This window comes from Croceivirga sp. ABH4_376, from assembly GCF_056160685.1.
This window is the reverse complement of sequence record NZ_JBSWXQ010000001.1, coordinates 343,386-359,160: the sequence shown is the minus strand read 5'-3', so window position 1 is coordinate 359,160 and position 15,775 is coordinate 343,386. Positions and strand designations below refer to the sequence as shown.

General features: G+C 36.9%; 15 protein-coding genes and 1 pseudogene. 10 read left to right on the top strand and 6 right to left on the bottom strand.

Going from position 1 to position 15,775, the window contains the following annotated elements; translation table 11 throughout:
* The first annotated feature begins 13 nt into the window (after positions 1 to 13).
* The 7 genes from ACXAGS_RS01600 (at position 14) to purD (ending at position 7,780) form a co-directional block, all read left to right on the top strand.
* Positions 14 to 568, top strand: a complete 555-nt coding sequence (locus ACXAGS_RS01600; RefSeq protein ID WP_474903978.1) for a hypothetical protein — start codon at positions 14 to 16, stop codon at positions 566 to 568.
* Entirely contained in the window at positions 565 to 1,770 is a 1,206-nt protein-coding gene (locus ACXAGS_RS01595) for a glycosyltransferase (RefSeq protein WP_474903976.1), read from the top strand. The genes ACXAGS_RS01600 and ACXAGS_RS01595 overlap by 4 nt, the downstream gene beginning before the upstream one ends.
* Before the next feature lie 421 nt (positions 1,771 to 2,191).
* Positions 2,192 to 3,019 carry an O-antigen ligase family protein gene (locus ACXAGS_RS01590; RefSeq protein WP_474903975.1) on the top strand — a complete coding sequence of 276 codons (828 nt, stop codon included), beginning with the start codon at positions 2,192 to 2,194 and terminating at the stop codon, positions 3,017 to 3,019.
* Entirely contained in the window at positions 3,016 to 4,122 is a 1,107-nt protein-coding gene (locus ACXAGS_RS01585) for a DUF1972 domain-containing protein (RefSeq protein ID WP_474903973.1), read from the top strand. The genes ACXAGS_RS01590 and ACXAGS_RS01585 overlap by 4 nt, the downstream gene beginning before the upstream one ends.
* Positions 4,123 to 4,130: 8 nt before the next feature.
* On the top strand, positions 4,131 to 5,483 hold the full coding sequence (locus ACXAGS_RS01580; RefSeq protein ID WP_474903972.1) for an undecaprenyl-phosphate glucose phosphotransferase: 1,353 nt from the start codon (positions 4,131 to 4,133) through the stop codon (positions 5,481 to 5,483).
* 2 nt (positions 5,484 to 5,485) lie between these two features.
* Entirely contained in the window at positions 5,486 to 6,466 is a 981-nt protein-coding gene (locus tag ACXAGS_RS01575) for a UDP-glucuronic acid decarboxylase family protein (protein WP_474903970.1), read from the top strand.
* 42 nt (positions 6,467 to 6,508) lie between these two features.
* Positions 6,509 to 7,780 (top strand): phosphoribosylamine--glycine ligase, encoded by a 1,272-nt coding sequence (purD, locus tag ACXAGS_RS01570; protein WP_474904788.1) that lies wholly within the window; start codon positions 6,509 to 6,511, stop codon positions 7,778 to 7,780.
* Here the strand turns inward: purD and ACXAGS_RS01565 are convergent.
* Positions 7,775 to 7,996, bottom strand: a complete 222-nt coding sequence (locus ACXAGS_RS01565) for a DUF6341 family protein (RefSeq protein ID WP_474903969.1) — start codon at positions 7,994 to 7,996, stop codon at positions 7,775 to 7,777. The two genes, purD and ACXAGS_RS01565, sit on opposite strands and share 6 nt — an antisense overlap.
* A 62-nt stretch (positions 7,997 to 8,058) precedes the next feature.
* Between ACXAGS_RS01565 and ACXAGS_RS01560 the strand changes: the two genes are divergently transcribed.
* Genes ACXAGS_RS01560 through ACXAGS_RS01550 form a run of 3 tightly spaced genes read left to right on the top strand, consistent with a single transcriptional unit; the run spans position 8,059 to position 10,639 of the window.
* Positions 8,059 to 8,982: a DUF6427 family protein gene (locus ACXAGS_RS01560; protein WP_474903967.1), complete on the top strand. Its 924-nt coding sequence runs from the start codon at positions 8,059 to 8,061 to the stop codon at positions 8,980 to 8,982.
* A gap of 24 nt (positions 8,983 to 9,006) precedes the next feature.
* Positions 9,007 to 9,612 (top strand): DUF4254 domain-containing protein, encoded by a 606-nt coding sequence (locus ACXAGS_RS01555; RefSeq protein ID WP_474903965.1) that lies wholly within the window; start codon positions 9,007 to 9,009, stop codon positions 9,610 to 9,612.
* On the top strand, positions 9,596 to 10,639 hold the full coding sequence (locus ACXAGS_RS01550) for a glycosyltransferase family 9 protein (protein WP_474903964.1): 1,044 nt from the start codon (positions 9,596 to 9,598) through the stop codon (positions 10,637 to 10,639). The genes ACXAGS_RS01555 and ACXAGS_RS01550 overlap by 17 nt, the downstream gene beginning before the upstream one ends.
* A gap of 12 nt (positions 10,640 to 10,651) precedes the next feature.
* On the opposite strand, the gene arsS is transcribed toward ACXAGS_RS01550, so the two are convergent.
* From arsS to ACXAGS_RS01525, 5 genes and pseudogenes are all read right to left on the bottom strand, one after another.
* Positions 10,652 to 11,749 carry an arsenosugar biosynthesis radical SAM (seleno)protein ArsS gene (arsS, locus tag ACXAGS_RS01545; RefSeq protein ID WP_474903963.1) on the bottom strand — a complete coding sequence of 366 codons (1,098 nt, stop codon included), beginning with the start codon at positions 11,747 to 11,749 and terminating at the stop codon, positions 10,652 to 10,654.
* On the bottom strand, positions 11,749 to 12,084 hold the full coding sequence (locus tag ACXAGS_RS01540) for an arsenosugar biosynthesis-associated peroxidase-like protein (protein ID WP_010516278.1): 336 nt from the start codon (positions 12,082 to 12,084) through the stop codon (positions 11,749 to 11,751). Before ACXAGS_RS01540 ends, arsS begins: the two co-directional genes overlap by 1 nt.
* 237 nt (positions 12,085 to 12,321) lie before the next feature.
* Positions 12,322 to 12,936: pseudogene (locus ACXAGS_RS01535) on the bottom strand (metallophosphoesterase family protein); the annotation flags it as partial.
* Positions 12,936 to 14,315 (bottom strand): sodium:solute symporter, encoded by a 1,380-nt coding sequence (locus ACXAGS_RS01530; RefSeq protein ID WP_474903961.1) that lies wholly within the window; start codon positions 14,313 to 14,315, stop codon positions 12,936 to 12,938. The gene ACXAGS_RS01530 and the pseudogene ACXAGS_RS01535, both read right to left, overlap by 1 nt.
* Position 14,316: 1 nt before the next feature.
* Positions 14,317 to 15,771 carry a SusD/RagB family nutrient-binding outer membrane lipoprotein gene (locus tag ACXAGS_RS01525; RefSeq protein WP_474903959.1) on the bottom strand — a complete coding sequence of 485 codons (1,455 nt, stop codon included), beginning with the start codon at positions 15,769 to 15,771 and terminating at the stop codon, positions 14,317 to 14,319.
* Positions 15,772 to 15,775: the final 4 nt, after the last annotated feature.

Below are 15,775 nucleotides of genomic sequence, written 5' to 3'. Positions count from 1 at the left end.
AGAAATATCAACCATGAATAGTAAAATCAAACAAATGATTATTGGCCCCAGCCTTTTAACAATGGTTACTTTGATTTTTAGCTGTAGCACTAAAGAAAATAACAATGTTGAAGTATTGGAATACAATGCCATAAATGAAAATTCATTTAAATTAAGTTTATATATTAGAGCAGAGAAGGAAGATTTCTTTGATTTTTTTTATGCCTTAGATTCGTTGGATGAAAAATTCAGTGAGAACAGAAAGATTAGACACAAATTAAATGCTGGAAATGTAGATGAGATTATCACTTTTGAATTGATTGATGAATGCCCCTTAAAATTCAGAATTGATTTGGGTAGAAACTTGAATCAAAAATCAGTTGTAATAGATAGGATTGATATCAGTTGTAGAGGTAAAAAAATTATTATTCACGGTAACATTTTGGAGCACTTTTTTATATCGAATAGGTTCTTGGAGTTTTCTGAAAATAGCAACATACTAAACATTGAGCGCAAAGGAGGGACCAAGACACCATTTATAACCTCGTCCCCACTTTTGAGCAAAAAAATGAAAATTGAATTTCGATGAAAGAAGGTAATAGCAAAAAAGAAAGTATCTTATTGGTCGTGCCATTTCATGATTGGAGAAAAATACAAATGGAAGGTTTTAGGACCCGGGATTCTCATTTTATTGAAGAACTTGCCAAACTTCCTGGTCCAAAAGTGATAATCAACCGACCTACCACTCTCGTGGAAATTTACCTCAAACGAAAACCTGGACTGATAAATGGGGAATTTCTTTCAAAGAACAGAAATTTTTCTTTATATAAACTAGATAATGGGCTTTATTTGATAGACTATATATCTAATGATATTCTGGGACAGGTCTTTAAAAAATTTGAGTGGTTCATTGAGAGATATGGGGACAATAATTTTATTGAATTTATTAATCAATCAATCAATTTTATAGGCACAAACGAAAACTCTTGCAAAATCTTGAACCAAAATATCTTTGCGCCAATTTTAACAAAAAAATTAAATGCCGATAAAAAGGTTTTTGATGCATGGGATAACTTCATGAAATTTGATGTCTATTCAAATATTAGGGAACGTGTTCATAAAGCCTACGATTCGTTAGCCACAAATTGCGACTTTTGGATAACCAATTCTTCAGACAACGTTCAATATTTTATTGAAAATTTTAATCCCCGTGGGATACATTTGGTTAAAAATGGCGTTGATGTAAATAGATTTACCGCTAGGAATTTTGAGGAGCCAACCGACATTAAGAACATCCCACGTCCTATTGTAGGCTTTGGAGGCAAAATCACACATTTATTAGATGTTAATTTGATAAATGACACCATGGATAAGGCAAAGAACGTTTCGTTTGTATTTGTAGGTCAAATCTTAAGCAAGGAAGTATTCGATTCCATCAATAAAGTTGACAATTTTTACTATTTGGGTGACAAACATTATGATGAATACCCAAATTATGTAAACAGTTTCGATATTTGTATGGTTCCCTACATTGTAGATGAGAGTAAAAAATCTGGAGCCAATACAATCAAAGTCTATGAATATTTGGCAACCGGTAAAAAAGTTGTAGGAACACCGTCGAATGGGCTTGAAGAATTGTCTGAGCATGTTTATCTTGTAAATACACCTCAAGAGTTTGTCAAAGTGTTGGAAAATGCTTCAAATAATAAGAAGCCAATTGATTTAAATGAACATTCATGGGTGAATAAAACCGAAACCATATTGAATTTACTGGAACTTAATGGCGGATAACATTCTTTTGAATATCTTAAAAAATAAGCAAAGGGTTAATTTCTTATTGTTGGCCTTTGTCGTTGTAGCCATTCCATTTAAAATAAATATTGGCAATTTTGCACTTATTCTTGCATTTGCATTTAACGTTTTTCTTCTGAAACCAAGTAATTTGGTAAGGTTAAAACATTTTGTTTTTCTATTTCCAGTCCTGTTTTTTTTTGTTGTACTTATTTGGGCCTTTTTTGGAAAGGAATTTTATGAGGGAATTTCCAGGCTGGATCGGCATCTAATTCCAGTATTGATAACGTTGGTGCTTGCCAACCAGAAACCGTCATCAATTCATTACAATCGTTTGATTACTACTTTTAATTGGGCAGTTGTAGGGGCTATAAGTGTATTGCTGGTTAATTTTTTTGTACGACTCTTGCAAGGACAAACTATGGCCAAGTTAACGTTTCATGAATTTAGTTCACTTTTAGACCAACATCCAGTTTATTTTTCGCTTTACGCATCGCTTGCACTTTTTGGTTTTTTTGAACAAACCTTTAAACTAGGTTTTAATTTGTACAGAGGGTTAGGCATTTTGATTCTTTTGCTAGGGCTGTTACTTAGTGCCTCCAAAGCCATATTGACAATAAATATGGTAATTTTTGTATTATATATTGGCATATTCAAAATATCTTTAAAGAAAAGAGCTGTTCTTTTTTCAATAATGATTATTGTTCTATTTGCGGCGACGAGATTGGGGTTTCTAAAAGAACGGTTTTATTCTGGATTGATACTTTCTGAAAATATTGTTGAATTTCAGCCGACGAACAACTTTGAAGAAAAAATCCGGTTCACATATGAGGAAAAGCAAGCAATTAGTGACTTGGATTTAAGGTATTTAATGTTGCAAATCAGTGTATATCATTTAATACAAGACGACAAGATTTTTTTTGGATACGGTCCAGCTATTGCTCAAGATTATTTTGATTACTATTTATATTCCTACAATTTAGGGCCAAATTGGTACGCAGGTTTCAACGTGCACAACCAATATTTACATATTCTCCTTAATTATGGCATTCTTGTACTATTACTTTTCTTACTGTATTTAATTTTATGTTTCAAGATAGCCTATTATAATCAAGACTTTATCTTTCTGGCATTTTTACTACTTTGTACATTTGTATTTTTGTTTGAGGTTGTACTGATAAGAAACAAGGGAATACTGTTCTTTTATTTTTTTAACGTACTATTTTTAATTAAAAATCAAAAGGTTTGAAGTTAGGAATCATTGGAACACGAGGAATACCCAATCACCATGGAGGTTTTGAACAATTTGCAGAGTACTTTTCTGTTCATATGGCCAAAATGGGGCACAACGTATATGTATATTGTTCCCATAACCATCCATTTCAAGACAATATCTATTATGATGTAAAACTGATCCACTGTAAAGACCCAGAGAGCAAAGTAGGTACAATAGGACAATTTATTTATGATTTTAATTGTATAAAAGATGCCAGAAAAAGAGATTTTGATATAGTTCTCCAGTTAGGCTATACAAGCAGTTCGGTTTGGGGCTGGTATTTGCCTAAAGCTTCTGTAATCGTAACCAATATGGATGGATTGGAGTGGAAAAGGTCAAAATATTCTAAGCCGGTAAGAGGGTTTTTAAAAATCGCCGAGAAACTGGCAATTAAAACCAGTAATTGCTTAATTTCCGATTCAATAGGCATTCAGAGTTATTTAAAAAAGAAGTATGGGTCAGCGTCTGAATATATTCCATATGGGGCAGATTTGTTTAAAAACCCTAATGAGCAGATTGTTAAAGATTATGGAGTGCAACCTTTTGGCTTTAACATGCTTATAGCAAGATTGGAACCAGAAAACAATGTTGAAGTAATTTTAGACGGCGTGACCAAATCGAATGTGAATAAACCCTTTTTAGTTATAGGCAAGCATCAAACCAAATATGGCGAATACTTAAAAAATAAATTTTCTAACAATGAGAACATCAAGTTTTTAGGAGGGGTTTATAATCAAAATCATTTGGACAACCTTCGGTATTTTTCAAACCTTTATTTTCATGGTCACTCCGTTGGTGGTACTAACCCATCATTGCTGGAAGCTATGGCGTCAAATGCTTTTATAATAGCTAACGAAAACATTTTTAATAAGAGCATTTTGGGAGATGAAGCTTTCTATTTTAGAAATAGTGAAGATGTCAAGAATCTACTAAGTCTAAGTAAAAAAGAACATTTGGACAAAGGAATTTTAAATCAAGAAAAAATAGATTCCTTGTATTCATGGGATAGAATAAATTCGCATTATGAGAACTATTTATTAAATTGTTTAAGAACATTTACCAAGAGGATATCTTGAATAACCACATGATTTTTAAACAACACAGGTATTCTAACATAATAACACCAACGTCTTATTTAATAGATTTGGCGGTAATTAATTTGTTTTCATACTCCCTTCCTATTAATCTGAATGAACCTATTCTTTTTCATTCGTACATATCTTTTTCATGGATTATTTTATCTATTAAAAACGAGTTCTATAAAATTCATAGATATTCTAAGGTACCTACAGTTTACAAAAAGCTATTCACGCAATTTGTTTTCTTTTTTTTAATACTCTATGCATTTATAGGTTTCTTTAAACAACCGTTAATGAGCCGTTTGGCCTTGGCTAAATATTTTATTTACGTTTTTTTACTAATTTCTTTTATTAAGTTTCTCAGTTACTATTTATTGATGAAATACAGAGAGAAGGTAAAAGGGAATTTGCGTAATGTAGTTGTATTGGGGGCAAACAAGAAAACCAATCAGTTGATACAAGTTTTCAAGGAGCGTTCTGAATTTGGATATAATTTTTTAAAGCAGTTTCAAACCAAGACACTAGGTTTTAATTTAAACGTATGTTTTGATTTCATAAATGATAACAAGATAGATGAAATTTATTGTTCGGTCTCGGAATTAAAAAACGAACAAATAGTCGAACTAATAAACTTTGCGGACAACAACTTAAAAACTTTAAAATTTATACCAGACAACAAAAACATTTTTTCAAAAAAGTTAAAGTTTGAATATTACGATTACATCCCAGTTTTATCACTAAGGGATATTCCTCTAGATGACCCCATTAATGCATTTTTAAAACGAACGTTCGATATTTTTTTTTCCTTGTTGGTTATAATAGGTTTGCTTTCTTGGTTAACACCCTTAGTGGCCATTTTAATAACCTTAGAATCAAAAGGGCCTGTGTTTTTTCGTCAAACAAGGAACGGGATCGACAACAGGGAATTCTATTGTTATAAATTTAGGTCCATGGCACCCAACAAAAATGCGGACTCTATTATGGCCACCAAAAATGATATGAGAATTACTAAAATAGGCAAGTTCATAAGAAAAACTAGTATAGACGAGTTACCTCAATTTTATAATGTTTTGTTTGGGACAATGTCTGTTGTTGGTCCAAGGCCACATATGGTGAAGCACACCAATGAATATTCGTTTAAAATCGATAAATATATGGTTCGTCATTTTGTTAAACCGGGTATTACTGGCCTAGCTCAAGTAAGAGGTTATCGTGGCGAAATTGAGCAAGAATCTGATATTTTAAACAGAACAAAGTTTGATATTTTTTATATAGAAAACTGGTCTATGTTTTTAGACTTGAAAATAATCTTACAAACGTTTTTAAACGCTATAAAGGGCGAGGAAAAAGCATATTAGAAATGAAAAAAATCCTCATAACAGGAGCGGCAGGTTTCTTAGGTTCTCATTTGTGCGATAGATTTATTGCAGAAGGTTATCATGTAATTGGGATGGATAATCTTGTTACCGGCGACCTAAAAAATATAGAACATCTTTTTCACTTAAAAAGATTCGAGTTTTTCCATCATGATGTCACAACCTTTGTGCATGTGCCCGGGCAAATGGACTACATTTTACATTTCGCTTCGCCCGCTAGCCCTATAGACTATCTAAAAATACCTATTGAAACGCTAAAAGTGGGTTCTTTAGGTACCTTAAATTTATTGGGTCTCGCCAAAGACCATAATGCTCGTATTTTGGTGGCATCTACATCGGAGGTTTATGGTGATCCCTTGGTCCATCCTCAAAATGAATCGTATTACGGTAACGTGAGCCCTATTGGCCCTCGCGGTGTTTATGATGAAGCCAAGAGATTCATGGAGTCCATAACCATGGCCTACCATCGTCATCACGGTTTGGAAACACGTATTGTTCGTATCTTTAACACCTATGGATCAAGAATGCGACTTAACGATGGTCGTGTAGTTCCAGCCTTTATGGGGCAGGCTTTAAGAGGAGAAGATTTAACGGTATTTGGTGATGGTTCACAAACGCGTTCATTTACATACATAGATGATCAAGTGGAGGGTATTTACAGATTGTTAAAGAGCGATTACGTAGAACCCATTAATATCGGGAATCCTGACGAGACAACTATTCTAGAATTTGCTCAAGAAATAATTAAGCTTACGGGTACAAATCAGAAAATAGTTTACAAACCATTACCCCAAGACGACCCACTCCAAAGGCAACCAGATATTTCCAGGGCAAAAGAAATATTAGATTGGGAGCCGCGTGTACACCGTTCAGAGGGACTAAAAAAGGTTTTTGAGTACTTTAAATCGCTTTCTCCAGAAGAACTTGCTAAAAAGGAACACAGGGATTTTTCTACTAAATCGTAGTGTACTTTTATGGCAAAACTTATTTTTGCCAAAATTCTTTCTATGAACGTTTTGATAATCGGTTCTGGTGGCCGTGAACACACCCTAGCTTGGAAAATTGCACAAAGTGATAAAGTAGACCAACTTTTTGTTGCGCCAGGTAATGCTGGCACCAGTAAGGTTGCCACAAATTTAGCTATAGGGGTTTCCGATTTTAAAGCGATTAAAGAAGCTATTGAAACCAACAACATCAAAATGGTTGTGGTGGGTCCAGAAGTGCCTTTAGTAGAGGGAATACATGATTATCTTAAAGACGAAGCTGGTCTAGACGATTTAATTGTTGTCGGACCTAGAAAATTAGCAGCTACTTTAGAAGGGTCTAAAGAATTCGCAAAAGAATTCATGATGCGTAACAAGGTGCCTACTGCAGCATATCAAAGTTTCACTTCAGAGAATTTAACAGAAGGTTTCCAATTTTTAGATAGTTTAAATCCACCCTACGTGTTAAAAGCAGATGGTTTAGCTGCTGGTAAAGGGGTATTGATTCTAGACGATATAAATGAGGCGAAAGCAGAGCTTGAGGCCATGCTGGTTAACGCCAAGTTTGGGAATGCCAGTACTACCGTAGTTATTGAAGAGTTCTTAGATGGTATAGAACTGAGCTGTTTTGTGCTTACGGATGGTGAAAATTATAAGATTTTACCCTACGCCAAGGATTATAAACGTATTGGCGAAGGAGACAAAGGGCTAAATACGGGCGGAATGGGAGCTGTGTCGCCAGTTCCTTTTGCTAATGAGGCTTTTCTTGCTAAAATAGAAGAACGCATCGTAAAACCAACCGTAGAGGGTTTAAAGAAGGATAACATCCCGTATCAAGGTTTTATCTTTATTGGTTTGATTAAAGTTGGGAACGACCCAAAGGTGATTGAATATAACGTTAGAATGGGCGACCCAGAGACGGAGGTGGTGATTCCGAGAATTAAATCTGATTTAATGAATTTACTTCTGGCCGTTGGCAATCAGTCTTTAGACCAAGTGTCTTTAGAACTAGATGCTAGATTTGCCACAACGGTGATGACAGTTTCTGGTGGTTACCCAGAAGCTTACGAAAAAGGCAAGGAAATTACGGGTGCGGATTCACCATCAGATTCACTAATATTTCACGCAGGTACCATAGAAAAAGATGGAAAATTGGTAACCAATGGTGGTCGAGTAATTGCCGTTACTTCCTTTGGTGAAACAAAAGAAGAGGCGTTGAGAACATCTTATAAAAATGTTTCAACCCTCAATTTTGATGGTATGTACTACCGTAAAGATATTGGATTCGACCTATAAAAAGGAGTGAGAGGTACTTGTTTTGTCCTCTTCATTATTGTCATTGAATTTTTTCAATTGACCCATCCAGTATACCATAGCTATGGCGCCTATAATCATAAACAACCAGTTTAGGGTATTAGCGGCCCACCAGCTATCCATAAATCGTAATGCGTCTAATGGCTTAAATAGCACATTAACAAACAAGTCTTCAATTCCGTAAAACAAATTGCTCATGATATACTGTATATTTACGGTGCAAAAATAAGAGATTTACCTAAATTCTTCCTAATTAATATATGATTTCCAATTTTTTTAGCAAAACCAAACCGGCAAACCAAGCCGTGGTTATCGGAATTTTGGTTCTAGGCTACTGGTTGGTTTGGGCAACCGTAAATGGTATTGCTGGGTTAAAATCTAACCTTTGGTATATTGTTTTAGGAAATATTGGTTTGGTTGTTTGCGTATTAGGAACAAGTCAAATAGCAAAGTTCAATAAACTTACAGGTACAAATTCCTTTGCTATTTTTTTCTTTGTTTTATTGCTGTTTTGGTTTAATGCCGTTTTCTTGAATATAAAAGAAATTTATGCGGCGTTATTTTTAATGCTTTCATTGGGTCGTATAATTACTTTATTATCCCAAAAAAACAAAAAGGAAAAGGTTTTTGAAGCTGCTTTATGGTTATTTATTGCAGCTATAATAGACCCATGGGCTATCCTATTTGTTGTGCCCCTATACTTAGCCTTAGGTCAATTTTGGAATAATGAAATGCGACTTTGGTTTATGCCTTTTGCCGCTTTATTTGCCCTTGCCCTTATCATTTTTGCCCTAGCCATTAATACAGGAGGAATGGATGCCTTATTAAAATACTTTACGCTTCAATTTGGCTTTGGATTATTTCAAGAAGTCCCTTATGGGCTGTTGGCTTATCTTATTTTTGCCGTTTTGTTGGCATTGTTCGTTTTTGGTAAAATTGGTTATCGTAGACAAGGCAAAACCTTGCGTCTAAGGGTGGTATTAGGATATTTGTTTACAGCAGTTATATTAATTCTTCTACCAAAAGAAGGTTTTGAACCCAAAGTGCTATATACTTTTTTTCCCATGTCTATTGTATTAACCAACTATACCAATAGCATTAGAAAACCGCGTTTTAAAGAACTATTTCTTTGGGCGGTAATTATTTTGGGCATAGTTTTTCTATGCCTAACCCTAATGCAATAATGTATCTTTGTAAAAATTTTTTCTATGTTTAGCCATAACGCCTTCAATATCTTTGAAGAAAGCATAAAAGCCTATCATGTTTTAGATACGGTAGACCAGCCCTTCAATAATCCATATAATAAGGATAGTATTGAACATTTGTTGTATCGTAAAAATTGGATTGATACAGTTCAATGGCATTTTGAAGATTTAATTCGTGACCCAGAAATTGACCCGGTTGCCGCGTTGGAGTTAAAACGAAAAATTGATGCGAGTAATCAAGACCGTACCGATTTAGTGGAGTTTATAGATAGCTATTTTTTACACAAATACCAATCGGTAGAAATTAAGGCTGATGCTGGTATTAATACGGAAAGTCCAGCTTGGGCTATTGACCGATTAAGCATTTTAGCGCTTAAGATATACCATATGAAGGAAGAGGCAGAACGTGCAGATGCCACCGACAAACATCGAAAAGAATGTGCTGCCAAATTAAATATCCTACTAGAGCAAAAAAAGGATTTATCAACTGCTATTGATGAGTTATTAGCAGATATAGAAGCCGGGAATAAGTACATGAAAGTTTACAAGCAGATGAAAATGTATAATGATGACGAACTAAACCCTGTTCTACGTGGGCAAAAAGCCTAAATACCATCATCTTTTAGTCATTAGATTGTCTGCCATGGGCGATGTAGCCATGACTATTCCGGTTTTAAAATCGGTTTTACAAAATCACCCGGACTTAAAGATAACCTTACTCACAAAAAAAAGCTTTGCCCCTATTTTTAAAGATTTAAGTAGGGTTACCGTTGTGCATGCTGACGTAAAAGGAACGCACAAAGGAGTTTTAGGTTTATACCGATTGTTTTCTAGTTTAAAAAAATTAAAGATTGATGCCGTAGCAGACCTACACAATGTGTTGCGTAGTAATGTGCTGAAAATCTTCTTTAAAAGTGTGGGCGTACCCGTTATCCAAATTGACAAAGGACGAAAGGAAAAAAAGGCACTGACCCGCTCTGCTAATAAAGTGATGCGGCCGCTAAAGAGTAGCCATGAACGTTATGCGGATGTGTTTCGAAAACTTGGTTTTTTGGTGGATTTATCCCAAGATGGGGTATTATCAAAACCCGCAATACCAAAAGAAGTTATCTCCAAAATTGATATTACGAAATCCTTGATAGGTATAGCTCCTTTTGCGACCTACAAAAGTAAAATGTATCCGCTAGATAAAGTTGAATTAGTTATTCATGATTTGCTTGCACAAACTAATGCGCAAATTCTATTTTTTGGTGGTGGACCCAAAGAAAAGGAACTGTTAGATACCTTAGCTAGTAAATTCAATAACCGAGTAGTCAATATGACGTTTAGTGTGCCTTTTAAGGCGGAATTGGACCTTATTGCAAACCTATCGGTTTTGTTAGCCATGGACAGTGGTAACGGTCATCTTGCGGCAAATTACGGAGTGCCTGTGGTTACGTTATGGGGCGTTACCCATCCCTATGCAGGCTTTGTTCCTTTTAATCAACCTATATCACATAGTATTTTACCCAACCTGGAAACCTACCCTTTAATACCTACTTCCGTTTATGGAAATAAGTTTCCGGAAGGTTACGAGAAGGCAATCGACACCATTTCTCCAGATACCGTTGTTGCCAAAATAACGGAGTTACTTTAGTAAAACAAGCTCTTACGCCACCGTTCCTTGGCAACTACTACCCGCACCTGCAGTACACCCATAACAATGCTGGGAAATGATGATGTTTCTGTCATTAATCAAATCCTCGTTATAATCTTTAATGTGTTTTATTTTGTTGGCCACTTTCAAGCCCAACATCTGATTAAAATCACAGTCGTACAGCCAACCATCCCAACTAACCGAAATGGTATTGGTACACATAACACTACTCACCGCAGACGGGTTGTAAGCTTCTACCAAAGAATACATATAATCCTCGTAATTGTCAGATGCTATTAAGTAATCCAAGAAACGGGAAATGGGCAAATTGGTTATCGCGAAAAGGTTATGAAACTGAATACCAAAATCTTCGTCCAGTGCTTTTTTAAAATCGCGCTCCAAAGCTATTTGGTCACCAGGTAAATACGCTCCAGACGGATTGTACACTAAATCTAAGCGTAAGTCACTATCGGGCATTCCATATCCCACCTCGTTCAATAGTTGTAACGCTTTTATCGATTTGTCAAAAACCCCATCCCCACGCTGCTTGTCCGTTTTACCACGCGTATAATGCGGTAAGGAAGACACCACGTGTACATTATGTTTTTTAAAGAATTCTGGCAGGTCGTTAAACTTTGGATTGGCCAAAATGATGGACAAATTAGACCGCACGATAAAATCCTTAATACCAGCTTTGGAAGCCTCTTCTACAAACCATCTAAAATTTGGGTTCATCTCCGGTGCACCACCCGTTAAATCTAAGGTATGCGCTCCAGTATTTCTAATTACCTCCAGACATTGCTCCATAGTTTCCACCGTCATGATTTCCTTTCGGGTAGGGCCCGCATCTACATGGCAATGCTCACAGGTAATGTTGCACATATACCCTACGTTTATCTGTAGAATTTCCAATTTATTAGGGCGAAGCGGAAATTGTCCTATCTCACTGATTTTATCCTTAAAATAAGGTAATTCGCCATCGGCAAATAGACCTCCGTTTAATATCGCCAACTGCTTATTGGGTTGCGCAAGGTCATTTTCCCTAGCTTGTAGCGTTTTTAATTTGGGTTTTTTCGCCTTCTTCAGGTCATTCATGATACTCTTTTCCATTAGTGCGATAGTTTATTGTATTTGTTCATCATTTGTACACCATGTACCAATGTGGCTCCACTTTCTATGGCGGCGCCAACATGCACGGCTTCCATCATTTCTTCTTTGGTAATTCCCTTTTGTAGTCCATCTTTAGTGTACGCATCTATACAATACGGACATTTAACTACGTGAGAGACCGCCAAGGCAATCAAAGACTTTTCTCTAGCAGTTAGTGCGCCTTCTTCAAAAACCTTACCGTAATAATCAAAAAATTTGGTACCAAGCTCCTCGCTCCATTCTGTGATTTTACCAAATTTTCTTAAGTCTGCGGGGTCGTAATAGTTATTTGCCATGGTTTTATCTTTTGTGTTTTTATTTATGTTTGAATTTGTATTAAAATCGATAGGAATACCTTGCGCCATTTTTTCTAGTTCGGGCAAGATTTCCATATTGTCCCAAAGTCCGGTCTGCAACGTATCAGCGTAAGCTTCCGGTAAAAAGTTGAGGTGCATCAGTTGTTTTGCTGTGTGGTAATCGTATTCAAAAGAACGATGGGTATATTTTATTTGGCCATCTACCAATTCTAGGAGCAAGTACCAAACCCGTGGTGTACCATCATTGGCAGGCATACCGATAACGCCTGGGTTCAACCACAATTTATCTTCAAATGCATGATGAAATGGCAATCCGCAATGACCACCTATAATAACATCACTTTGCGATGCACTAAAGCCAGCTTGTTTTTTTTCTAGGGAAGTAGACTCAAATATAAAGTCGGACACATGTTCGTAAGAACCGTGTACAACGGTTATTTTTTTACCACCAAAGCTAAATTTTAGATGTTCTGGAAGCGTCGCCATCCAATCTATGGAATCTTGAGACAACTGTTCTTTTGAAAATGGAAACCACGTTCTGGAAAATACATCGCAGCGGCTACCTTCGGTAAAGTCACAGCCACAATCGTCACTGCCTTCTGCCAATTGCTGTTCCACATTGCCCGAAATGCTCATTGCGCCCCATTCGCGAAACAACTGAACGGTTTCTTCTGGTTGTGCGCAATAACCTACAATATCGCCAGTACAAATACAGTGTTCTGGCGCAATACCCTCAGCTTTTGCAATGCTTTTAAGCTCTTGTAGGGCCTGCAGGTTGCTGTAGACCCCGCCAAATACCAGTACACGGTCCGTTTGGACCTCCAAATGCATTATTTTCTTCTCCATAGCGGTATTAAATATAAGAGGAAACATACGAGAATACCCCAAAAATTAACCCAAAGTAAATCGGCATATTTACCATGGGTGAAAATGAGGGCTTTAGGGAATACCCCAAAAACCAATAAGAAACCAAAGACCAATCCGCCAATAACACTTAAGTAATAATTAGTAGAAGAGACTTCTTTTTTCCACAATACAAAAACGGGAGTCAGGCCAATAACCATAGTACCACTTATGGTGGTGGCCGATAAAATTTCCGCATCCATAAAAATGGGTAACGTACCCAAAATGGCAATGACCACCATTGCCCATCTTCCAAAGCTTAAACTTGTACCTAAATTTAAATCTAGGGTAGCCAGTTTAGAAAAAGAAGAAAAGGTAGAATCAAGAGTAGAGGCTGCAGAGGTAATCATAATAAAGTTAATGACCAATAAGATAATGGCGCCAAAAGCTCTAGCCACTTGAACCGCTGCTTGTCCTTCCATATGTTGATGTTGTGCATAAACTCCGATTATACTGAAAAGTATAATACATAAACCACCAACCAATCCTGCCCATAAAAAAGCCTTTAGGGTTGTTTTTGGTTTGCTGATGAAGCCACGGTCCGTTAACACCGGGTCGTGAAATGGATAACTGAATGATTGTAGTACGGCCACTAGGAGAAGGTTTACTCCCATCTCCCATTTCCATTCGCCAGAAGCAACTACTGTAGCCGGCGTAAAATCACTTTCCGAAGAAAAAATAGTGCCTAGTACCACAAAAAGTAAAATAGCAAACAGTACCATCTGTATAACATCGGTAAAAATGCTACTGCTCAAGCCTCCTTTTAGGGCGTAAGCTAAGGTTAAAACTGTAAAAACAAGAATGGAACTATAGTAAGGTAGACTACCCATTTCGCCAAAATAGGAACCAATGACCATGGTGTTGCTCCAGACTTCATTAAACAGCCGAATAGCGATAAGTACCGAAAACAAGAGCATAGCGCCTTTGCCAAAACGGGTGGTCAAAAATTGATGTATGCTGGTAAATCCACCTTTAGTCCGCATGTGATAAATAACATAACCGGCAACTATAAAACTAAGATAGTAAGCTGCATAAGCTACGCCACCAACTAACCCATAGGCCAAACCTAAGTTAGCCGCATTGGTAATACTCTTGGCAAAAATCCAAGAGATAACCAAGCTACCCATGAGCATAAAGGTATTGGGCGCTTTATGATTGACTTGCGCTTTAAAAAACTGTTCGGTATTTTTAGCTAACGGTGATAATAGGATGAAAGCCAAGCTAGACAAAAGCACCAAACCCCATTGCAGTACACCAATACTGCCAGGGTTAAGGTTTAATAGCGATATGTCTAAATAGGGCTGCATGTTATTCATTATCCCACCAAACAGGGGCATTTATACTGTTATCATTGGTATTGGCTGCTGCGGTCTGGTAATTTTCTGCGTTTAGTGCCTGCTCCTCTGCTGGGTAAGGCATACGAACAGGAATTAAATCGTTATTTAAACTGGCCGAGATGGTTTGCAATTGCGGAAAGCCAGTTCTTCTAAATTCGATCCAACCTTCATACCCGTTAATTATATTGGCAATCCATTTTTGGGTGATGATTTGCTGCAAGGCATCGCCATTAGATAAAGCGGCAGGCCCTGTTAGATAATTTTCAGGTAAATCGGTGCCCCAATAGATGAAGGCTTGTGTCACGGCGGTATTGTATAATTCCGCACTATTGGCGGTAATCCATCCACGTTCGGCTGCTTCTGCCCATAAAAAATTAGTTTCCCATGCCGTCATAAAGTTTGCATCCAACCTACCAGTTTCCTCCCTGAAAGTGGTTCCCGCTAAAGAATAATCCGCTAGGTTAATGGAAGTTTGTGAGGCATCGATACCGTTAAGTAACCCATTAAAATCTTCGGAATCGCTATTGGCAAAGGGCCTAAAAAAGGTGGCTATACGTGGGTCTTCTAAATCCTTTAATAGGTCCTCCATAGTTTCGGAAAGCACAAAATTGTTAAAGTCGCCAACACGCAAGCGGGCCAACCTAAAATTATTGGGTTCTCCGTTGGTAAAGTCGAACACCGCGTTTTCCTCATTCAGCGAGATAAAATTTCCAGCATCAAACAGTGCCTGCAATTCCGTACTAGGGTCTTGCTGACTACCAATACGCACCAAAGCTTTTAGTTTTAAAGAATTCGCAAAGCGAACCCATCCATTTAAATCGCCCTCAAATAAAATATCGCCCTCCAAAGCAATAGCACCTTCATAATTTTCTAGGGCGGCAATGCCTTTATCCAGATTATCCAGTATGCCTTCTTCCCCTAGGTAAATGGTTTCTTGAGGGTCATAGGCTGGGGTAACCGTGGTTGCATCGCCTCGGAAAGCTTCGTAATAAGGAACATCACCAAATAAATCCGTCAATGTCATTGCCATATAGGCTTTTAAAATTCTAGACGGACCTTCATAAACTTCATGGGTAGGATTTTCTAGAGCCAATTCCAAGATAGTCTCGTTATCCCTTAGATTTTTATAAATAATGGGCCAAGGATTACCACCCAACTGTGGTGATTTTAAATCGTGACGGTCAAAAAGATTAAAATCTAAGGCCGTACTATACTGCCCCAACAAATTACCAGCGGTAAAACCCTCGTAAGACATTTGCTCACCATAGTCATAAATAACTTGGCGCAGCAGCAAATTGGGTTCTACAGCAATAGGCTGATTGGGATTAGTATTGATGTCTTCAAAATCTTTGGTACAAGCTTGGAACAAACCAGTAATAAGCACCAAAGTAAATAATATACTAATTGTTTTATTTCTATTTTTCATTTGG